Origin of the sequence: Niveispirillum sp., assembly GCF_017996735.1 — a bacterium.
Taxonomy (GTDB): domain Bacteria; phylum Pseudomonadota; class Alphaproteobacteria; order Azospirillales; family Azospirillaceae; genus Niveispirillum.
Genome location: NZ_JAGOGJ010000002.1, coordinates 61,194 through 81,717 on the forward strand (window position 1 = coordinate 61,194; position 20,524 = coordinate 81,717).

Below are 20,524 nucleotides of genomic sequence, written 5' to 3' on the forward strand. Positions count from 1 at the left end.
GCAAACCACTCTGTCCGAGATTTACGTATGATCGTTTAACGGGTCGTACCGGGTGACCGGTGCGGCCCTTTTTTCGTTCAGGCGGCGGGCACCAGCGCCCTGTACCGGTTCCACCACAGGGTCCTCGCCGCCGCCTCATCCACCACGATGATCGGGTCGGTCCACAGCTTGCCGCGATAACCGCCGCCGATGTCGCGGCGGGCCAGTTTTTCCGGCCAGCCCATCAACTGGACCGCCTCCGACACCGCGATGATGCGGTCGGCCTTCTTGATCAGGTCGGTATCGGCGGTCGACAGGGGCCAGGGCAGGCCGGCAGCCAGGAACAGCGCCCGGTCCAGTCGCGCCTTCACCTCCTTCAGGCCCGCCGTCGCGAACAGCTTGCCATAGGGGGTCACCACATCGCCCAGGCCCCCGCCCTCGTGCAGATCATGCATCAGGGCCGCCCGGCGCAGGGTGTGGCCGGCATCGGGGAGCAGCAGCGTCAGCAGCACCTGTTCCAGCAGCACCGAATGCTGCAGGACATTGTAGGCGCAGTCCCCCCGCGTCTGACCGCCCCAGCGCGCCACGCGTGAGGCGCCGGTGACCCAATCCTCCAGCACGATATCGGCAGGTGAAGGGTCGTACAGGTTGACCCAGCGCCCCGACCGCATCAGCAGGTTGGTGCGCGGTGCGTCAAGGTGGGTGGGAACGGGGCTGGGTCTGGTCATGGGGGCTCGGGGCCAGGAGCGGGATCGGCCCCTATGGCAGCATCACGGTCCCGCCGCCGTCAACCGGGAACCGGCCCCGTCGATTGCCGCACCATCAGTTCGAAGCCCAATTGCCGCACCGGCTCCCGCTCCCCGTCGCCGATCAGCAGGTCCACCGCCGCCGCCGCCATGGCCATGGTGGGCTGGCGGATGGTGGTCAGGGGCGGCCAGATGACCTGGGCGATGGGGCTGTCATCGAAACCCACGACGGACAAGTCGCGCGGCACCTGCAGCCCGTGCTTGTTGGCGGCCGCCACCGTGGCCGCCGCCATGTCGTCATTGCCGGCAAAGATGGCCGTGGGCCGGTCGGGCAGCGACAGCAGCCGTTCCGCCGCCGCGAAGCCGCCGGCAAAGCTGAAATCGCCCGGCACGATATGGTGGGGCAGCGGGGTCAGACCCCGATCGGCCGCTGCCTGCAGAAAACCGCGCTGGCGCAGTTCTGCGGCCCCATGGTCGGGATGGCCCAGGATCATGCCCAGGCGCCGATGGCCAAGATCGGCCAGATGGTCAGCCGCCAGCCGGGCCGCCGCCTGATCATCCATGCAGACATGGGCCGTACGGTCGGGATGGGTGCGGGGCGCAATGCGCACCAGCGGCACATTGGCGGCGGCCACCGCGTCCAGCACATCCTGCCGGTCGACCAGCGGTGGCGTCAGGATCAGCCCGTCCAGGCGAAAGCGCGTGGCCACGCCCACCATCAGGCGCGGCAGATTGGGATCATCCGCCTCGCACGGTTCGGTCAGCAGGTGATAGCCTTTTTCCTGACAACGCCGGATGGCCCCGCCCTTGATATCGGCCATATAATTGCTGGACGGGTTGTCATAGAACAGGCCGATCAGATAGGACCGGCGCCCGGCCAGGGAGCGTGCATTGGGATTGGGCCGGTAATCCAGGTCGGCCACGGCCGCCCGCACCCGCGCCAGCGTATCCTCCGCCACCCGCGCCTCGTTGTTCAGCACGCGCGACACGGTCTTTGTCGACACGCCCGCCCGCCGCGCCACATCGAAGATGGTGGCGGCCCGCGACGGGACCGGCGCCCGGCCATTGCCGGCGTGAAGCTGGATATCGGTCAAGGAACGCTCCCTCCTGCCCGGGCTTTCGCGCCCGGTGCCGGTTGGATGTAACATACCCGCCCGCATCTGACAACGTTGTCCAATCCAGACAGGGGCAAGACAGGGTTCCTGTCACCACACTTCTTGTGGACCGGCGATAAATACGGGCGGCAATGTTGGTACCTTGCGGTTGACACCGGTAGCAATTACTCTTTCCCGCCGAAAGCCGGGCCGTGAACCCGGTCATGGTTAAGCCGGGGGACGGAAATGCGGGCGATGGATGTAACGCGGCGGTCGCTGCTGCTGACAGCGGCGTCGGGGCTGGTGCTGGCCACGGGCGCGCAGGCGGCAACGGTGAAGGGGCCGGTGGTGAAGACCGGGGCCGGCAAGGTGCGGGGCCGCACCATCAATGGTGTCCATGTCTTCAAGGGCGTGCGCTATGGCGCCGATACGGCTGGCCGCCGTTTCCAGGCCCCGCTGCCGCCAGCCCCCTGGAAAGGGGTGGTGGAGGCCGCCGAGTATGGTCATGCCAGCCCGCAGGGATCGAACGAGGCGGACCAGTCGGAAGATTGCCTGTTCCTGAATGTCTGGACCCGGGGATTGAACGACGGGGTCAGGCGACCGGTCATGGTCTATATCCATGGCGGCGCCTATGCCAACGGCTCCGGGTCCGACCCGCTTTATGACGGCACGCGGCTGGCATTGCGCGGGGATGTGGTGGTGGTGACGGTGAACCACCGTCTGAACCTGTTCGGTTATCTCTATCTGGCCCGGCTGGCGGGGATGGAGGATGAACGGTTCGCCGACAGCGGCAATGCAGGCCAACTGGACCTGATCCTGGCGCTGCGCTGGGTGCGCGACAATATCGCGGCGTTCGGCGGCGATCCCGGCAATGTCATGTTGTTCGGGCAGTCGGGCGGCGGGGCCAAGATCGCCACCCTGATGGCCATGCCCGCCGCGCGCGGCCTGTTCCACAAGGTGGCGACCATGAGCGGGCAGCAGGTGACGGCCGGCGGCCCCCGCAATGCCACCGCGCGGGCCGTGGCGGTGCTGAAACAGTTGGACCTGTCCCTCGACCGCGCAGGGGCGCAGGGGCTGCTGTCGCTGCCCGTGGACCGGCTGAAGGCAGGGTTGAAGGCCATCGACCCCATTGCGGGATCGGGCGGGGTCTATGCCGGCCCGGTGCTGGATACAATCAACCTGCCGCGCCATCCCTTTTTCCCCGATGCCCCTGCCCTGTCGGCCGATATCCCGATGATCATCGGCAATACGCATGACGAGACGCGCAACCTGATCGGCGGCGGCGATCCCGGCACCTTCGCCCTGACCTGGGAGACGCTGCCCGAGAAGCTGTTCCCCGCCATGCGGGTGGATATCGCACCGGAGGTGGTGATCGCCGAATATCGCCGCCTCTACCCCCATTACAGCGCCAGCGACGTGTTCTTTGCCGCCACCACGGCGGGCCGGTCCTGGCGCGGGGCGGTGGAGGAACTGGAAGCCCGCGCCAGACAGCCGGCAGGTTCCGCCCCCACCTGGGCCTATCAGTTGGATTTCCGGTCGCCGCGCGACGGCGGCAAATGGGGCGCGCACCATATGCTGGATATCCCGCTGGCCTTCGACAATGCCGAAATGGCGGGCAGCCCCACGGGCGACGGGGCGGAAGCCCGCCGGATGGCCGGCCGCCTGGCCGATGCCTTCATCGCCCTGGCCCGCACCGGCACCCCCAACCATCCCGGCCTGCCGGAATGGGACCCCTATGAACTGACACCGCGGCGGACCATGGTGCTGAACACGGAATGCCGGGTGGAGGATGATCCACGCGGGGCCGAACGCCGCCTGTTCGCGCGGGTGCCATTCATCCAGTTCGGGACGTGACCTCCGGGCCGCCGAAGCCGATAAGTTAAGATGGGTCGGAACTTATCGGCACTGGTATGAAACATGCCGGAGCATCGCCCAGGCCGCGCGTACCTGCTGTGCCATGGCCATCAGGTTCAGCGGTTTGGGGATGATGCCGGCAGCCCCCAGCGCCAGCAGAGCGGCCCTGTCGTCGGCCCCGTCCAGGGCCGTCACGAAAAGGACGGGCAGGGCCCGCGTATCCGGATCGGCGCGCAGGGCCGATAATGCCGCGGGACCGTCCATACCGGGCATCAGCACATCCAGCAACACAAGCTGCGCGCCCGTCCGGCGGGCTGTTTCCACGGCCATTTCCCCATCGGCGCAAAGGGCAACCTGAAGGCCACCGACCGCGCCCAAGGCCAGTTCCGCCAGGGCCCGCAGGTCGGCATCGTCATCGACGTAAAGGACGCGGCTAAGCCCCTCCATCATCCTTTTCCTGGTTTGCCGACCTAACCATTCTGGCAGGTTCACCGCCTCGACAGAGTCGTTGCAGACAGCATAGAATGCAAATGCAATTCGCCCCAAATATCCGGTTCCGTGGATGACCGACCAGCACCCCGCCGTTTCCGTTGCCGCACGGCACCGCGAAATCCGTGAACAATATCTGCTGCTCCTGCCCGAAAGATTGGCCATCCTTGCCCAATCGGCACAGGATGCGGACGAGATGCTGCGTCTGGCCCATGGTCTTGTCGGATCGGCCAGCACCTTTGGTTATTCACAATTGGCCTGTGCTGCCCGGGACCTGGAACAGTCTCTGCGCGACCAGCGGACCAGCACGGCGGGCACGAATGACACGCTGGACACGGCTTTGGCTGCCGTCCTGCGCGCGGGTGAACTTGCGATTGCCATTCCCCTGCCCTTCAGCGAATACGAGGAAACAATATCCCGGGCTGAGGAGGTGTCGGTCTATCTGCTGGAGGATGACGGCGAACAGGCTGATGAGCTTGTCGCGCAGATGCGGCCCTATGGTTATCGGCTGCAACCCTTCGCCCATCCCGTCGGTTTCGCCGCCGCCGTGCGCGGCGCGCATCCGGCGGCCATGGTGATCGATGTCATTTGCGGCGACGATCAGGATGCCGGCAGCACGGTTCTGGCCGCCCTGACGGAAGATGGCCGGCCGCTGCCCCCCGCCATCTTCCTGTCGGGCAGGGACGATTTCCAGGCACGGCTGGATGCGGTGCGCGCCGGCGGGTCCGGCTATTTGACCAAGCCCGTGGACCCCGCCACGCTTGCCGAGCGGCTGGATCAGGTGATCGGGCGGGAAACCGTGCGCCCATACCGCGTGTTGCTGATCGACGATGATCCGCTGGTGGCGGCGGAATGCGCCAGGGCGCTGGGTACCGCTGGGATGGAGGTGGAGGTGCTGGAGGAGCCGGCCTATGCTATCGGCCATATCCGCCGTTTCCTGCCGGATCTGGTGGTGCTGGACCAGATGATGCCAGGCTGCACGGGGCTGGAACTGGCCGCGGTGCTGCGTCAGCAGGAAGGGATGCTCTCCCTGCCCATCCTGTTCCTGACCGCCGACCACGGTCTTGGCGACAAGAACCTCATCCTGGAATTGGGGGCGGAGGACCTGTTGCTGAAGCCGGTCAGCCCGACCCAGTTGGTCACGCAGGTGCGGGCGCGGGTGCGGCGTGCCCGGCAACTACAGGCCATGATGGCGCGCGACAGCCTGACCGGCGCCCTGAACCATGCCATGGTTCAGGAACATCTGGCGACGGAGGTCGCCCGCGCCCGCCGTGACGGCACGTCCCTGTCCTTTGTCATGATCGATCTGGACCGGTTCAAGCGGGTGAATGACGATCACGGGCACGCGGCCGGTGACCGTGTGCTTCGTTCGCTGTCCCGCCTCCTGCGCCAACGGCTGCGGCGCAGCGATATTGTCGGCCGTTATGGTGGGGAGGAGTTTGCCGTCATCCTGCCGCGCACGGACCCGGGCGAAGCCCTTGTGATCCTGGATGCCTTGCGCAAGGATTTTAACGCCGTCAGCTTCCGTGGAGCCAATGACGGCCTGTTCCATGTCAGTTTCAGCGCTGGCATCGCTGGCCTGCCGGAAGTCGGTGATGTTGCCGCCCTCAATCTTGCCGCTGACGCAGCGCTTTATTATGCCAAACGTGCCGGCCGTGATCGGGTGCATCTGGCGGGATCGCTGTCAAAGCAGGGCTAAGGCTGTCTATAGCGGCCTTGTCCTGGTTTTTCCATCATTGCCTCAAATTACCCTCAACCTCTCTGTTCGTTAGATTCCATCCTTTCAGGATTCTATGTTCATCCCCCATTTTCCTTAGTGATAACAAGCTATTGACCCGCGTCTCTGTGCCATGGTGTACGGCTTTCTGTGCCAGTTTATGCGAGTCCTTGTGCCGGTTGGCCCGGCTTCTTGTGCCAAGATGGCCGGGTCCATGCGCCAAATCTCACGCATCCTGTCCGATCCTGTGCCGGAATGCACGGATACGTTCTCAAGTTTCTTTGATAATCAAGTCATTATAGGGTGTTGCGGGTCACTCTGTGCCATATCTCACGGCATCCACCCCCATCCCGCCCCCGCTGCCGGGCGGGTGTATGGTTCCATGTGCCGGATATCACGGGTGCCGTTTGATACTGTGCCGGATGTCACGGTTCCGAGTCCTGGCCGATTCTGTGCCTTGAAGCCTTGTTGAGCCGGAAAGGACGGTTGCCTCCACCCTCAACCCCTGTCAATGTGCCAAAATGCACGGATGGGAATCGGTGTTTGCGCCCGTCTCTATGCCATCTTGCACGGGTCGGGTGATTCCCGCTTGATCTGTGTGCCCCCCTGGTGATGCTGTGTCACAGTGACATGGGTTGCAGGCACTTTGGCACTGAAACAGGGCCAGCGGGGGGATTGATGGCGGCGCAGGCGAACGCGGTTAAACCGGACATGATCCGGCCGCGCATCACGGGCAATGTCCTGGACCTTTCGACCGACCCGACCCTGCCCAAGCCGCGCACCCAGATTGAGGTGATGGAGACCGGAAACGGCCTGACCCTTGCCGATCGCAAACTTTTCAACGTCTTGCTGGCCTATAGCTGGGACAAGCTGGCCGATCCCGACGCGCCGCTCCCCCCCTTCCGGGCCTCCACGGCGGATTTGCGGCGTGCCATTGGCGATGATACCGAAAGCAACAATGTCCGTCTGCGACAATCCTTTGACCGGCTGATGCAGACCCTGGTGCGTTTCCCTTATTGGAGCGAGGCGGACCAGCAATTGAAGGAGGGCGGTTCGCCGCTTCTGTCGTTCCGGGCGCTGCCGCGCGGCTCCGGCTATGCCGAATGGGAGTTTCCGCCGAAGCTGCGGCCGCTGTTGGCTAAACCGGGGGCCTGGGCGCGCATCCATCTGGCCATCTGTGCGCAATTTTCCTCCAAATACTCCCTGGCGCTGTATGAATTGCTGAGCCTGCGGGCCAACCTGCGGGAACCCCGGTGGGAAGTGGCGCTGGATGATCTGCGGGAAAGCCTGGGCTGTTCGGACAAGATGCCGAACTATGCGCATTTCCAGCGCCGGGTGCTTGATCCCGCCGTGGGGGAGATCAACGAACTGTCCGGCCTTGTCATCGCCTATCAGGAACTCCGGTCCAACGGGCGCGGACGCAAGGTGGAAAAGCTGCTGTTCGATGTGAAGAAGAAGTCGAACAGCGAACTGGTTGCCACGGCCCGCATCACTGAATTCGCCAAGGCGCCGGTTGGACGGGGGGCCTCGGCCGCGACGGGCCGCGATCGGGATACGCCCGATCTGGAGGATGGCCGCACCGACCGCGAACGTGGGCCCGCCGGCACTCTGGGGCTGATTCAGCGTGTGTCACTGGCCGTGATCGAGGAACTGGTGGCGCAGTATCCCGACATGGATATGCAGGCCGCCATCTTTAGCTGGGCTGAATGGGCGATGCGCCAGAAGGAGCCTTGCCGAAACCCATCGGCGGCCTTCCGGGCTTGGCTGGAAAAGCTGCACCCTGCGGCGTCCGCACCCGTAAGGCTGACGCCGGAGGGGGCGGAGCCCCCTGCCCTCACCCAGACGGCCCAACGGGCGCTGCAGTTCCTGACGGGTGAACCCTATGCCGTGCGGGCCAAATGGTTCCGGCGGGCGCAGGCGGCCGGCGCGGCTGAGATGCGGGCCGCGACGGCGCCGGAAAATATCGTCCGCTGGATTTCGCTGGTCGCCGACGATGTGGTGAAGGCACTGCGGGCCTGACCGCCTGACCCCGCCAACCGGCGGGAATGGGGCCTCTCAGCCCCACTCTGTGCCAAATCTCACGCTTCCAAAATCCCGTCCAGCCGACCGGTCATCTGGCTCAATGTCTCGCGCAGGGCGATGAGGCGCGCCCGTTCTTCGGGCTTCAATTTGGCTGTTCCCTTCTCCGCAACCGCATCAAGGCCGACGGAAAGGCTCTCTTCCAGCTTGCCGAGGCTGGCGATGAACTTTCTTGCTGTGACAGGCTTCACGGGGGGAACGCCCTTGGCGTCCATTGCGGGACGCTGCAATCGGGCGCGATATTCGCGTGCCTCCCGCGCGGTCAGCTCCCCCTTCTTGACCTTGAGCCATAGGCTCAATTGGTCAACCTCCTCCATGCGCGCCAGTTCCAGCAGGACGGCCTTGGGCACGTCATTGTGTGACGTCACACATTCATTGCGGATGGTCGGGTGCAGTTTCAACAGCGTCAGGGTTGTATTCACCTCCGTCCGCGACCGGCCCAGCAGGTCGCCCACGGCTTCCTGATTATAATCGTGGGTTTCGATAAGACGGCGGATGCCCTCGGCCTCTTCCACGGGCGACAGGTCCACGCGCTGCAAATTCTCGATCAGGGCGATCTGATCGGTATTGGCATCGGTGGGCAGGATATGGGCCATGATCTTGGTCAGGCCAGCCATGCCGGCGGCCCGCCAGCGCCGCTCGCCGGCCACCAGCATGAACCGCTTCGGCTCGGTCGGATGGGCCTGCACCAGAATGGGCGATAGCTGACCCACCTCGCGCAGGGAGAAGGACAGGGCCTGCAGCTCCTCCTCGTCAAAATGGCGGCGCGGTTGGTTGGGGTTTGGCTCAACGTCCGTCAGACGCAGCAGCACGGTATCCCGCAGCCCGTCCGCCGTACCGAAAATCAGATCGGCGCCCGGCCGTTCCAGGCTTTCTCCGATGGATTTTGCCACCACCGCCGGCGGCTGGCCGGCCGGCTTGCGCCAATTCTTAACCATTGACGATCTCCTTCGCCAGGGTGCGGTAAACCCCGATCGGGTGGTTCTTGGGCAGCATCTTCAACGGCACGGCCCCGGCATAGGTGGCCTGGTCGATCTCCGTCGATCGCGGTACGGGCTGGAAGATGCGCGACTTGTCACCCAGGCTTTCCTGCAGGTCGGACAAGACCTGCTGTTCCACAGCGAAGTTACGGTTGAACATGGTGGGCAGAACGCCCAGCACTTTCAGGCTGGGATTCTGCCGGCGCTGGATTTTCGACACTGTGTCAAAAATCAAGGGGATGCCGCGAACATCGTAGCGGCTGGCCTTGGTGGGGATCAGCAGATAGTCAGCGGCAATCAGGGCGGTGACGGTGATCAGTGCCAGTTCGGGCGGGCAGTCGATGACGATGAAATCGTAATCCCGCAGCACCTCCGACAACCGCTCCCGCAGCACATAGCGCCCGTCATCGGGGTCCAGCAGGATCTTGATCTGCGCCTCGGCCAGCGCGATGGTGCAGGGTAGCAGATCGTAACCTTCGCACTTCACGATGGCGTCGTGGATGTCGGTCTGCCCGAACAGCACATCCTCCAGCCCGCCCTTGCGGTCCTGTACCTCCAGCGGGTCGATCCCGGACCCTTCGGTCGCGGTCGCCTGTTGGTCGGCATCGACGATCAGCACCTTCTTGCCCAGTTCACCCAATGCGTAGCCCAGGTTCAGGGTTGTTGTGGTCTTGCCCACCCCGCCCTTCTGGTTGGCGACGGCGATGATGGTGGCCGTGCGCTGGCTGGCCGCGGCCAGGAACTCCGCCACGCGCACGGGCAGGCGTTCCGCACCGGATTCCCAGCGACTGATGGTGGCGTTGTCATATTTCCGGCCCAGCTTGGCATTCACCCAGGTGGCAAAGGCGGCCTGGCTCTCGCCACGGCTTTCACGGAAATTGCGCAGTTCATCGGGCGTCATGGCACCGGTCCGTGGGAGGGGGTATTTGAGGTTTTGAGAATTGTCTCAAATCTCAGCCGGCGTCAATGACGAAGGCGTACAGGCCCGTGAATTCCGTCACTGAGACGCATCGCACGGGATGTGTCCGAGCCTCTCACGGGCGCGCATGAAGCGCACAGGCATGCTGTGTGACATCACACAGTGATCTTATTGTGCCGGATTGCACGCCAACCAACGCGCTGTGTGACGTCACACAGGTTCGGCTGCCCCACCCCCATTGGCCGCCCCATTCCTGTCGTTTGCCGGTCGAACTTCAACCGTTTCGGCTGCTCCCGCCTGCCATGCTGAAGGTGGAACGCGGAAAACGGGGAGACGACCATGGATATGCGGACCAGCATCAACGCCGATGCCATCGCAGTCGAAAAGCGCTGGTGTGCGCAGAACTACAAGCCGCTGCCGGTGGTGATCACCCGGGCCGAGGGTGCCTGGATGTGGGATGGCGATGGCAGACGCTATCTGGACATGATGGCCGCCTATTCCGCCGTGAATACCGGCCATGGGCATCCGCGCATTCTGGCGGCCCTGACGGAACAGGCGTCGAAGGTCGCCGTCATTTCCCGCGCCTTCCATTCGGACAAGCTGGGCCCGTTCCTGGAGCGTCTGTGCCGACTGACCGGGTTGGATGGTGCCTGCCCCATGAATACCGGGGCGGAAGCGGTGGAGACCGCGATCAAGGCGGCCCGCCGCTGGGCCTACCGCGTCAAGGGCGTGACCCCCGACAAGGCGGAGATCCTGGTGGCCGATGGCAATTTCCATGGCCGCACCACCACCATTGTCGGCTTCTCTTCCGAACCGGCCTATCGCGACGGCTTCGGTCCCTTCGCGCCCGGCTTCCGCATCGTGTCCTTCGGCGATGCCGATGCGATGGAAGCGGCCATTACCCCGGACACCGCCGCCATCCTGGTGGAACCGATCCAGGGAGAGGCCGGCATCATCGTGCCACCCGACGGTTATTTGCGACGGCTGCGCAGCATCTGCGACCGTCACAATGTGCTGCTGATCCTGGATGAGATCCAGTCGGGCCTGGGCCGCACGGGCCATTGGTTCGCACACCAGCATGAGGGTATCCGCCCCGACGGGCTGTGCCTGGGCAAGGCGCTGGGGGGCGGTGTCATGCCGGTATCGGCCTTTGTGGCGCGGCGTGACGTCATCGACATGTTCGGTCCCGGCAGCCATGGCTCCACCTTCGGCGGCAGCCCCCTGGCGGCGGCGGTCGGCCTGGCGGCGCTGGATACCATTGCCGATGAGGGGCTGGTGCAGCGCTCGGCCGAGCTGGGCGCCCATATGCTGACGCGTCTGCGGGCCATCGACAGCCCCGCCATCACGGCGGTTCGTGGCCGTGGCCTGTGGGTGGGGGTGGAGATCGACCCGGCCGTGGCCAGCGCCCGGCATGTCTGCGAATTGCTGATGGAACAGGGGGTGTTGTCCAAGGAGACGCACGACACCACCATCCGCTTCGCCCCGCCGCTGGTGATCGACCGCGTGGATCTGGACTGGGCCCTGGATCGGTTCGCCGACACCCTGTCCCGTCTCACCAACCGTTGATAAGAACAAGGCAGCAAGGAGCGCACATGAGCGGCTGGTACGGTTTCATCGGGGTGCCCACGGATGTGGGGAACAAGGCCTGTGGCGCGGCGGAGGGTCCGGCGGCCTTGCGTGCCATCGGTCTGGTGCCCCGCATGGGCATGGTGGATCGCGGCGATGTCCGTGGTCCCACCTATGACGGCGCCCGCGATGACACCGGCAGCCGGTCTGTGCGCGAAACCGCCGCCTGGTGTACCGGCGTGCGCAACGCTGTGGCGGGTGTGCTGGCCGATGGCGGCACGCCCGTGATGGTGGGGGGGGACCATGCCATGGCGCTGGGTTCCGTGGCGGCGGCGGCCGAACATGCCCGTCGTCGGGGGCGCAATTTTTTCGTGCTGTGGTTCGATGCCCACCCCGATTTCAACACGCCGGAAACCTCGCCGTCGGGCAACACCCATGGTTACCCGGCGGCATTGGCCTGTGGCATCGGTCACCCGGCTTTGCTGCGCGTCGGGGCCTTCACGCCACTGCTGCGCCCGGACCGGTTGATCCAGTTTGGCATCCGCGATATCGACGCGGGCGAACGGGACAATCTGCGTCGGTCGGGGATCGAGTTCCACGAGATGCCGGCCGTGCGGGAACGCGGTCTGGCGGCTTTGGTCGCCCATACGATCAACCGGATCCAGGCCGCCGGTGGTGGTCATGTCCATGTCAGCTTCGATATCGACGCCCTGGACCCGTCGGTGGCGCCCGGCGTGGGCACGCCCGTGCCCGATGGCCTGCTGCTGGATGAATGTGTGGATAGCCTGCGCCTGCTGGGGGCGTCCGGTCTGGTCCAGTCGCTGGACATTGTCGAATATGCCGCGACCCGGGATCAGGGCAACCGCACAGCCCATCTGGTCGAGCATCTTCTGGCCGGCTTCATGGCGGGAACGGAAGGGAAGGCGGCCATGGTGGCCTGATGCCAATCCGACAAGGGCGCGGACGCGCCCGCCCGGCCAATAAGGAAACAGGAGTTCCGCCTGGAACTGTCACGGTCATGGCGGATTGGTGTAAGATGCGGCTAACCCCCTCCACCCCGACGCCGGTTTCCTGTTACGCTGGCGACCCCGCCACCAGCCGGACCCATCATGCGTCGCCGTCTTGATCAAATCGATCTGCGTATCCTGGCCGAACTCCAGGCCGATGGCCGGATCACCAATCAGGCCCTTTCGGAGCGTGTGGGCCTTTCGGCACGGCCCTGCCTGGAACGGGTGCGCCGTCTGGAACGCGAAGGCTTGATCACCGGCTATCGGGCCGTACTGGATATCCGCAAGCTGCAAAGCTGCATCACGGTGCTGGCCCAGATCGCCATGGAACATCATGGGCGGCACGGACGGCAATTGTTCGAACGCCGTCTGGCCAACACGCCGGAAGTGGTGGAATGTTTCGAGGTCAGTGGCGAGTTCGATTACATCGCCAAGCTGATCTGTCCCGATGTCGATGCCTATCAGGAACTGACCCAGGGATGGATCGACGATACCGAACTGGGCATCAGCCGCCTCACCTCCAACATCGTCCTGCGCCCCGTCCGTGATCAGGCCCCGACACCACTCTTCGGGGCAGATCAGGATGGGTGAAGGATGATGCCAGGGGCCATGGCAATCCCCCTCGTAGGCCGGCAACAAGTGCATAGGGGAGCAAGCATTACGGGCAGTCATTAACAATGGCTCTGGGTGTTATTATTGATAATCACAATCAATAACGAACTGCCTGCCGATATATCCCAATGAACGGCATGAAATTCTTGGAACACCGCTTATCTTTTATGCGGGTCATCCGTGCCCAAAGCTATGTTATCAGGTGCTCAGAAAGAAAAAGGTTGGCAGGATGGTTGCACGTTTTGCAGCGTTGGCGCTGGTGGCGGGCCTGTGTGCGGCTCCGGCCTGGGCCGATATCGAAGGCTCGGTAAGCCTCATCAGCGACTATATCGACAAGGGCATCTCCCAATCCGACGGCAAGGCCGCCTTTCAGGGCGGGCTGACCTGGACCCAGGAAAGCGGCCTGTTCCTGGGTGTCGATGCGTCCACTGTCGATTTCAACGATAGCACCGACGCAGAGGTGAATCTGGTCGGCGGCTATCAATGGGAATGGGACAAATGGGCCCTGGTGGCGGGTGTCAGCCGCACCCATTATGCCGGCGCGCCCAAGGGCTCCGGCATGGACCTGTGGGAATTCGCCCTGGCGGCGGCGCTGGACCTGGAAACCCATCAGTGGGAAGCCGAATTTGTCTATAGCCCCGATGATGGCGGGGCCGGCGACGCACTGTATCAGCGGTTGGGCGTCACCATCCCGTTTGCGGAGCGTTTTGCCATCGCCCCCCATATCGGTCACCAATGGTATGACCGCCGGGATGTGGGCGGCCCGGCCTTCTGGGAATGGGGGCTGGAACTGTCCTACGCCCTGGCCCCGGCCACTGTCGGCATCGCCTATACCGATACCAGCCTGAAGAACGAATCCGGCTGCAAATGCGGCGGGCGCGTCGCGGCCTTTGTGTCGGTCAGCTTTCCGTAAGGGAAGGGGAGGTGGGTATGCGGCACCCACCCTCATTGGCCCCGCGAAATCCATGAGGGCCTGCCGCCCCCTTATCGCCGCAGCCTGATTTCCGTATCGTCCAGGCCCGTCAGGACTAGGGTGCCGTCTTCCTCGACACTGTGCGTCTGTACGCTGCGCAGGGCCGACAGGAAGGCCTGTTCGCGCAGCATTACCTCACGCGGGCAGGCCATCAGGGTGCTGGCCCCGCTGCGCCCCGCGATGGTCAGGCCGTTGGCATCGGCGCGGTAGCGGGCCATGAAGCGGTTGCAGCCGGCGCTGCCGCTGATCTCCCCCTGGCTGGTGAAGCGCATGGACAGGCCGGCATCGGCCACGGGATCACCATTCAGCATGGTGACCGTCCATTGATCCACCTGTGCCAGGAAAGCCGCCGCCGACCCGCCGCAGCCGGTCAATTCCTGGCTGCCCACCTCCACTGTCACCCGGTCGGGAAAGGGCACGCCGGTGCGTTTATCCAAGCACAGGCCGGGGTTGATGGTCACCCTCAACTCCCCCGTCCCCAGCCGGGCGACATAGCGATGGCCATCGGCCAGCAATTGGCGCTCGGGCACGGGGACCTGCGCGATCTGGGACGTTCCTGTAACAGATCTCACGAGGTCCAGACGCTCCGGACCGATGCGCAGGGTCCAGTCGGGGGCGCGTCCGCGCGCCTCATACTGGCTGGCCGGCGGGGGATCGTCGGGGAATTCCGACTGGGCACAGGAAGCCTCGGCCTCGCCCGTGATGGTCAGGCGGGCATTGCGCCCCTTGTTCCAGAATTCGATATCCCGCCCGTCTGCCATCGCCCCGCCATAGCGGGCGCCGCTGGCGGACAGGCGCTGGTCCAGCCGGTGCGTGACCCCGTCCAGGGTCAGGTCCAGGCTGTCTTCCCCCGCCAGCACCGTCACCTGTCGCTCCCCGCACAGAAACGGGATGCCGGGCGGGCGGGGGGAGGGGAGTTCGGTTGCCGCCGCCGGGGTCGCCGCGCGTGTCAGCCACAGCATGCCCAGATCGTGCAGGGGCTGGTCGGGATCAATGACATGCGCGCTCTGGATGGACCAGAGCGGCTGGCCCGCCTTGTCCTGGATAAGCGCGCGCAGGGCATAGCGTTCCCCTGCCTTCAGCTTGGCCTTGGCGGCGGTCAGGCGGAAATTCAGGGGCACCTGCTGTCCGGCCAGATCGATGCTCTGCCGGGCCAGCGCCGGGCCGGCCGGGTCGCCGCCGCCCGCCTGTTCGGCCAGGGTAACCAGCAGGGTGGCGCCCGGCGGCAGGGCCATGCGCTCGCGATAGCTCAATTCACCGATGATGGTGACAAGGGCGCGGGCGGTCGAGCCATTGGCGGCTCCATTGCTGCCCTGCGGCTGCGGGGCGATGGCCAGACCCGGTCCGGCCGCCGCCAGCAGCGCCAGCCCCGCCGTCAGACATGTCGCCACCCAACCCGTTCTGCGCATCGCGTTCCTTGTTCCCAGGGGTCCTGTCCGGGCGCCGATGATGCCGCCCCCGCGTCGGCGGTGCCAGTTTGAAATGCAGCGGCAGCGCATTTTTCGGGCGGGGCAGGGGGCCGGAACGGGCGGTTCAGTGCGCGCGATCACCCACCCGTCAAGCTTTTGCATCTGAATACGTATGCGTCGCAACGCAGCAATCCACTGCATACGTATTTTCGCGCTCTCTGTTTTCGGGGTTTGTAACTAAATTCGGAATGCAACATGCCGGAACAACGGGCCCTGAAATGGGGTCGGTTGCAAACGCCGCCGGTGGGTACATTGGTTCTGCACAGGAATCGTGCACTCATTTATTTGCCGCCCAAATAATCAAGGGCGACAAGGGCCGGCCAATAAAGATCAGGGCTGTTGCGGGTGAGGGTAGTCGTCGCGTCCGCTTGTTATGGTTGTTGCGCGTTCGGATGAAGCGAAAAGCAGGCTCGTGGCCGTAACCGGCGGCGGGCAATGGGAAATGCTGGGCTGATCCGGACGGAATTCGCTCGCGGTTTGAAACTGCGCCCCGAACGGGGTCAACAAAAAACAATGGCGTCGGTGACGCTAGTCGATGGGGAGTGAGAGGAATGTCCAAGGTTCATCCAATGCGTTTCGCGTTGCTGGCGACGGTTGCCAGCGCCGCCATGCTGCCGGCCGCCGCGTTCGCCGCCGATGACAGCATCGTGACCCAGCGTGGCGAGACCCAGGTGGCGCAGGCCGCCCCGGCCGCCGCCCCCGCCGGTGGCGATGGCATGCTGGAAGAGATCATCGTCTCCGGCTTCCGCCAGTCGATCCAGGCGTCGCTGGAGCAGAAAAAGAACGCCACGCAGGTCGTGGAAGTGATCACCGCGGAAGATATCGGCAAGCTGCCCGATAACTCCATCGCGGAATCGATCGCCCGTCTGCCCGGCATCGCGGCCCAGCGTATCGACGGCCGCGCCCAGTCGATCAGCCTGCGCGGCCTTGGCCCCGACTTCACCACCACGCTGCTGAACGGGCGCGAGCAGGTGACGACGGGCAACAACCGCTCCGTGGAATTCGACCAGTATCCGGCCGAAATCTCCAGCGGCGTCGCCGTCTACAAGACGTCCCAGTCCAACGTCATCGGCCAGGGCCTGGCCGGTACCGTCGACCTGAAGACCATCCGTCCGCTGGATTACAAGGAGCGGGTGCTGTCGGTTTCGGCCCGTACCGAATATGTGACCAACGGCAAGCTGAACAGCGACAGCGACGAATATGGCTATCGCTTCTCCGGCACCTATGTCGATCATTTCGCCAACGATACGATGGGCATCTCCATCGGCGTTTCGCACCTGATGCAGCCGACGCAGATCAAGTCGGCCCGCTTCTGGGGCGATGGCAATTATCCGCGCATCAATGACAGCCAGCCGCTGAGCGATACGGCCCCCTACATCATCGGCGGTGGTGAGTTCCGTTCGAACTCCCAGACCCTGAAGCGCACGGGCGTTGTCGCCACCTGGCAGTGGCAGCCCAGCGACAATTTCACCAGCACGACCGACTTCTATTACTCGAAGTTCGACGATGTGCAGTATCAGCGCGGCGTGGAACTGCCGCTCTGGTGGTCGGGCGCGCAATTGTCGCCGGCCAGCGTGAAGGTGGAAGACGCACTGGTCACGGCCGGCAGCTTCTCTGGCGTGAAGGGTGTGGGCCGTTCGGATATCCGCACCACCAAGGCCGACCTGTACTCCGCCGGCTGGAACGGCCAGTACAACAAGGACGAATGGACGGTCACGGCCGATCTGGGCTACAGCTCGGCCGATCGTAAGTCCTCGCGCTTCGAAGCCTATTTCGGCACGGGCCGCAATGGCGTGGGCGCCACCGACACGGTGGGCTTCACCTCCAAGCCCGACGATTTCGGCTGGCAGTTGACGCACAATCTGAACTATGCCGACCCGAACCTGATGCTGCTGACCGATCCGGGCGGGTGGTCGGGCGGTTCCATCGGTCCGCTGGACCAGAATGGCTATCTGAACACTCCCAGCATCAATGACGAGCTGTACTCGGCCCGTTTCGATGTGCGGCGCGAGATCGAAAGCAACGCGTTCAGCGCCATTGATGTCGGCGTGAACTACACCGACCGCAAGAAGGAATACACGCAGCCGGAATGGTACGTGGTGACCACGGCCAATGTGCAGAACCCGACGGCGCAGCGTTCCATCGCCGTTCCGACCTCCTCGCTGCTGAAGCCAACGGATCTGTCCTGGATCGGGTTGGGCGACACGCTGGCCTTCGATCCGCGTGACCTGCTGGCCAATGGCACCTATTCGCTGGTCAAGTGCCCGCGCGACAATTGCCAGAACGACAGCGGTTACGACATCGTCGAGAAGGTGTGGACTGCCTTTGCCAAGATCGACCTGGATGCACAGCTCGGCTCCGTCGGCCTGACCGGCAATATCGGCGCCCAGTATATCCATACCGACCAGTCTTCCACGGGGCCGGCCATCACCAAGGACCCGGTGACGAACATCCCCAAATTCACGCTGCAGACGGGCGGGGCGAAATATTCCAACTTCCTGCCCAGCGTCAATCTGATCTTCACGATGCCGAACGACGATCACAAGATCCGTCTGTCCGGCTCGCGTCAGATGGCCCGCGCCCGTCCCGACCAGTTGTCGGCCCTGTCGACCTACAATTACAACGCCGCGCGGTACAATCAGACGGACATCGAATTCTCGCCCTGGAGTGCCGGCGGCGACAATAACGGTAATCCGAAGCTGAAGCCCTGGGTCGCCGATGCCCTGGATGCGACGTATGAGTATTACTTCGCTGACGCCGGTTACATGGCCATCAACGGCTATTACAAGTGGCTGAAGACCTATATCTACAAGGAAAAGCAGATCATGGACTTCACCGGCTTCCCGGTGACCGGTCCGCAGCCCACCTTGTGGCAGGGTTATTCCGAGCGTCAGGCCAACGGCAATGGCGGCGACATCTATGGTGCCGAATTTGCCCTGGCGCTGCCATTCGATCTGCTCAGCGAGGCGCTGGACGGGTTCGGCATGACCGGCAATGTCGGCTACACCAAGACCACCATCCAGCCGAACCCCGGCGATCCGGCTCAGCCGATCCCCGGCTTCTCCAAGTACACGGCCGCCGGTACGCTCTATTACGACAAGAACGGCTTCCAGGCCCGTATCTCGGCCAATTACCGCTCCAAGTTCCTGGCGGAGGTCACTGGCTTCGGCCAGGGCCGTGCCCTGCGCATGGGCAAGGGCGAGACCATCTACGACGCCCAGGTGTCGTATGAGTTCCAGGAAGGGTCGCAGCTCCAGGGCCTGACGGTCATGCTCCAGGGCTACAACCTGTCCAACGAGCCCTTCATCGCCTATGGCCGTGGCGACACGCGTCTGGTGGAGCGTTACGAGGATTACGGCAGCCGTTATCTGCTGGGCGTTTCCTACAAGTTCTGATCCTGCCTCCCTCTGCCCCCGCCGGTTTGCTGCCGGCGGGGGTTTTTCTTTCCTGGGGCGGCACATATAACTCGTGCCTGCGCTATCCTTTCTCCCCAAACCAATCGGGGAACGCCATGCACAAACCCATCCGCAGCATCGTGATCGTGGGCGGTGGCACCGCCGGCTGGATGTCGGCGGCGGCCCTGGCCCGTGTGGCCGGCAAGACGCATAAGCTGCATCTGGTGGAATCGGAGGAGATCGGCACCGTCGGGGTGGGTGAGGCGACAATTCCGCCGATCGCCACCTTCAACCGCGTGCTGGGCATCGACGAGGATGAATTCCTGCGGGCCACCAACGGCACCATCAAGCTGGGCATCGAATTCAAGGACTGGTACCGGCCGGGCCACCGCTACATGCATGCTTTCGGTGCCTTGGGCCGTCCGCTGGGCATGACCCAATTCCACCATGTCTGGCGCCGGGCCAACGCGCTGGGGCTGGATGGCGACTGGGAACAGTATGTCTACAATACCGTGGCCGCCCGCGCCCTGCGCTATGGAAGGCCGGGGCCGCAGCGGCGCACGCCGCTGGAACCGCTGACCCATGCCTTCCATTTCGATGCAGGCCTCTATGCCGCCTTCCTGCGCCGCTTCGCCACCGAACGCGGGGTCGTGCGTACCGAAGGCAAGATCCGCCGCACCCTGCTGAACGCCTTCAACGGCCATGTAGAGGCCGTGGAGATGGAGAACGGGACGAAGATCGAGGGCGACCTGTTCATCGATTGCTCGGGCTTCCGGGGCCTGCTGATCGAACAGGCGCTGGGCACGGGGTTCGAGGACTGGTCACACTGGCTGCCCTGCGACCGGGCCTGGGCCGTGCCCTGCGCCAATGGCGGCGAATTCACGCCCTATACCCGTTCCACGGCCCATGGTGCCGGCTGGCAATGGCGCATCCCGTTGCAGCACCGCATCGGCAACGGCCATGTCTTCGCCAGCCGCTACATGGGGGAGGAACAGGCCCGCGACATCCTGATGGCCAATCTGGATGGGCAGCCCCAGGCCGACCCCCGTCTGCTGCGCTTTACGGCCGGGCGTCGCAGGAAGATGTGGAACCGCAACGTCATCGCCGTGGGCCTGTCCAGCGGCTTCCTGGAACCGCTGGAAAGCACCTCCATCCATCTGGTGCAGTCTGCCATCACCCGCATCCTGATGGCCCTGCCAAATGACGGGATCGACGCCGTGGAAGTGGATGATTTTAATGAGAAGGCGCGCGTCGAGTATGAACGCATCCGCGACTTCATCATCCTGCATTACAAGGCCACCGAACGTGACGACAGCCCGTTCTGGCGCGATTGCCGGTCCATGGAGGTTCCGGACGAACTGGCGCGGCGCATGCGCTATTTCGCCTCCCATGGCCGCGTCTCCCGCGTCTATGACGAGCTGTTCCTGGATGTAAGCTGGATCCAGGTGTTTCTGGGCCAGGGCGTGATCCCACGGAGCTGGCATCCGCTGGCCGATCAGTTGAGCGAAACGGAGTTGAGGGAGTTCCTGGACGAGGTGAAGGGCATGATCCGGCATGAAATGGCAGTCCTGCCGACCCATGCCGATTTTATCGCCCGCCACTGTGCCGCCCGCCCCTCCTGACCCCCAAAACCCGGCGGTTCCCA

Annotated in this window: 15 protein-coding genes; 9 read left to right on the forward strand and 6 right to left on the reverse strand. The window is 64.3% G+C overall.

The features are described from left to right. Positions 1-77: 77 nt before the first annotated feature. Positions 78-707, reverse strand: a complete 630-nt coding sequence (locus tag KBA48_RS01230; protein WP_292902961.1) for a hydrolase — start codon at positions 705-707, stop codon at positions 78-80. A 59-nt stretch (positions 708-766) separates the two neighbouring features. After that, positions 767-1,819, reverse strand: a complete 1,053-nt coding sequence (locus KBA48_RS01235; protein WP_292902963.1) for a LacI family DNA-binding transcriptional regulator — start codon at positions 1,817-1,819, stop codon at positions 767-769. Between the two features lie 255 nt (positions 1,820-2,074). On the opposite strand from KBA48_RS01235, the gene KBA48_RS01240 reads away from it, so the two are divergent. Beyond that, positions 2,075-3,673, forward strand: coding sequence for a carboxylesterase/lipase family protein (locus KBA48_RS01240; RefSeq protein WP_292902965.1), 1,599 nt, complete (start codon positions 2,075-2,077; stop codon positions 3,671-3,673). A gap of 42 nt (positions 3,674-3,715) precedes the next feature. On the opposite strand, the gene KBA48_RS01245 is transcribed toward KBA48_RS01240, so the two are convergent. Then, complete coding sequence (locus tag KBA48_RS01245) at positions 3,716-4,123, reverse strand: response regulator (RefSeq protein WP_292902967.1); 408 nt, start codon at positions 4,121-4,123, stop codon at positions 3,716-3,718. Positions 4,124-4,235: 112 nt separating this feature from the next. Between KBA48_RS01245 and KBA48_RS01250 the strand changes: the two genes are divergently transcribed. After that, positions 4,236-5,861 carry a diguanylate cyclase gene (locus KBA48_RS01250; protein ID WP_292902969.1) on the forward strand — a complete coding sequence of 542 codons (1,626 nt, stop codon included), beginning with the start codon at positions 4,236-4,238 and terminating at the stop codon, positions 5,859-5,861. A gap of 729 nt (positions 5,862-6,590) precedes the next feature. Next, the gene (locus tag KBA48_RS01255) at positions 6,591-7,898 is read left to right on the forward strand and encodes a replication initiation protein (RefSeq protein ID WP_292902971.1); all 1,308 of its coding nucleotides are present in this window, start codon (positions 6,591-6,593) and stop codon (positions 7,896-7,898) included. Positions 7,899-7,957: 59 nt separating this feature from the next. Here the strand turns inward: KBA48_RS01255 and KBA48_RS01260 are convergent, their stop codons facing one another. Further along, a complete protein-coding gene (locus KBA48_RS01260) occupies positions 7,958-8,896 on the reverse strand; it encodes a ParB/RepB/Spo0J family partition protein (RefSeq protein ID WP_292902972.1) in 939 nt (312 codons plus the stop codon). Next, positions 8,889-9,839: an AAA family ATPase gene (locus KBA48_RS01265; RefSeq protein ID WP_292902974.1), complete on the reverse strand. Its 951-nt coding sequence runs from the start codon at positions 9,837-9,839 to the stop codon at positions 8,889-8,891. Before KBA48_RS01265 ends, KBA48_RS01260 begins: the two co-directional genes overlap by 8 nt. A gap of 357 nt (positions 9,840-10,196) precedes the next feature. Here KBA48_RS01265 and rocD point away from each other — a divergent pair, with 357 nt between their 5' ends. The 4 genes from rocD (at position 10,197) to KBA48_RS01285 (ending at position 13,955) form a co-directional block, all read left to right on the forward strand. Next, positions 10,197-11,423 carry an ornithine--oxo-acid transaminase gene (gene rocD / locus KBA48_RS01270; protein ID WP_292902976.1) on the forward strand — a complete coding sequence of 409 codons (1,227 nt, stop codon included), beginning with the start codon at positions 10,197-10,199 and terminating at the stop codon, positions 11,421-11,423. Between the two features lie 26 nt (positions 11,424-11,449). Then, positions 11,450-12,364: an arginase gene (locus KBA48_RS01275; protein ID WP_292902978.1), complete on the forward strand. Its 915-nt coding sequence runs from the start codon at positions 11,450-11,452 to the stop codon at positions 12,362-12,364. Between the two features lie 168 nt (positions 12,365-12,532). Continuing rightward, complete coding sequence (locus tag KBA48_RS01280) at positions 12,533-13,021, forward strand: Lrp/AsnC family transcriptional regulator (RefSeq protein WP_292902980.1); 489 nt, start codon at positions 12,533-12,535, stop codon at positions 13,019-13,021. Between the two features lie 250 nt (positions 13,022-13,271). Further along, a complete protein-coding gene (locus tag KBA48_RS01285) occupies positions 13,272-13,955 on the forward strand; it encodes a TorF family putative porin (protein WP_292902982.1) in 684 nt (227 codons plus the stop codon). Between the two features lie 71 nt (positions 13,956-14,026). Here the strand turns inward: KBA48_RS01285 and KBA48_RS01290 are convergent, their stop codons facing one another. Next, positions 14,027-15,424 carry an META domain-containing protein gene (locus KBA48_RS01290; RefSeq protein ID WP_292902984.1) on the reverse strand — a complete coding sequence of 466 codons (1,398 nt, stop codon included), beginning with the start codon at positions 15,422-15,424 and terminating at the stop codon, positions 14,027-14,029. Between the two features lie 611 nt (positions 15,425-16,035). On the opposite strand from KBA48_RS01290, the gene KBA48_RS01295 reads away from it, so the two are divergent. Next, positions 16,036-18,879 (forward strand): TonB-dependent receptor, encoded by a 2,844-nt coding sequence (locus tag KBA48_RS01295; protein WP_292902986.1) that lies wholly within the window; start codon positions 16,036-16,038, stop codon positions 18,877-18,879. Positions 18,880-18,995: 116 nt separating this feature from the next. Continuing rightward, complete coding sequence (locus tag KBA48_RS01300) at positions 18,996-20,501, forward strand: tryptophan halogenase family protein (RefSeq protein WP_292902988.1); 1,506 nt, start codon at positions 18,996-18,998, stop codon at positions 20,499-20,501. Positions 20,502-20,524 lie beyond the last annotated feature (23 nt).

Coding starts and splice junctions, on each gene's coding strand:
- KBA48_RS01230 (WP_292902961.1), bottom strand. CDS start 707: ATGACCAGACCCAGCCCCGTTCCCACCCACCTTGACGCACCGCGCACC.
- KBA48_RS01240 (WP_292902965.1), top strand. CDS start 2,075: ATGGATGTAACGCGGCGGTCGCTGCTGCTGACAGCGGCGTCGGGGCTG.
- KBA48_RS01245 (WP_292902967.1), bottom strand. CDS start 4,123: ATGATGGAGGGGCTTAGCCGCGTCCTTTACGTCGATGACGATGCCGAC.
- KBA48_RS01250 (WP_292902969.1), top strand. CDS start 4,236: ATGACCGACCAGCACCCCGCCGTTTCCGTTGCCGCACGGCACCGCGAA.
- KBA48_RS01255 (WP_292902971.1), top strand. CDS start 6,591: ATGATCCGGCCGCGCATCACGGGCAATGTCCTGGACCTTTCGACCGAC.
- KBA48_RS01260 (WP_292902972.1), bottom strand. CDS start 8,896: ATGGTTAAGAATTGGCGCAAGCCGGCCGGCCAGCCGCCGGCGGTGGTG.
- KBA48_RS01265 (WP_292902974.1), bottom strand. CDS start 9,839: ATGACGCCCGATGAACTGCGCAATTTCCGTGAAAGCCGTGGCGAGAGC.
- rocD (WP_292902976.1), top strand. CDS start 10,197: ATGGATATGCGGACCAGCATCAACGCCGATGCCATCGCAGTCGAAAAG.
- KBA48_RS01275 (WP_292902978.1), top strand. CDS start 11,450: ATGAGCGGCTGGTACGGTTTCATCGGGGTGCCCACGGATGTGGGGAAC.
- KBA48_RS01280 (WP_292902980.1), top strand. CDS start 12,533: ATGCGTCGCCGTCTTGATCAAATCGATCTGCGTATCCTGGCCGAACTC.
- KBA48_RS01285 (WP_292902982.1), top strand. CDS start 13,272: ATGGTTGCACGTTTTGCAGCGTTGGCGCTGGTGGCGGGCCTGTGTGCG.
- KBA48_RS01290 (WP_292902984.1), bottom strand. CDS start 15,424: ATGCGCAGAACGGGTTGGGTGGCGACATGTCTGACGGCGGGGCTGGCG.
- KBA48_RS01295 (WP_292902986.1), top strand. CDS start 16,036: ATGTCCAAGGTTCATCCAATGCGTTTCGCGTTGCTGGCGACGGTTGCC.
- KBA48_RS01300 (WP_292902988.1), top strand. CDS start 18,996: ATGCACAAACCCATCCGCAGCATCGTGATCGTGGGCGGTGGCACCGCC.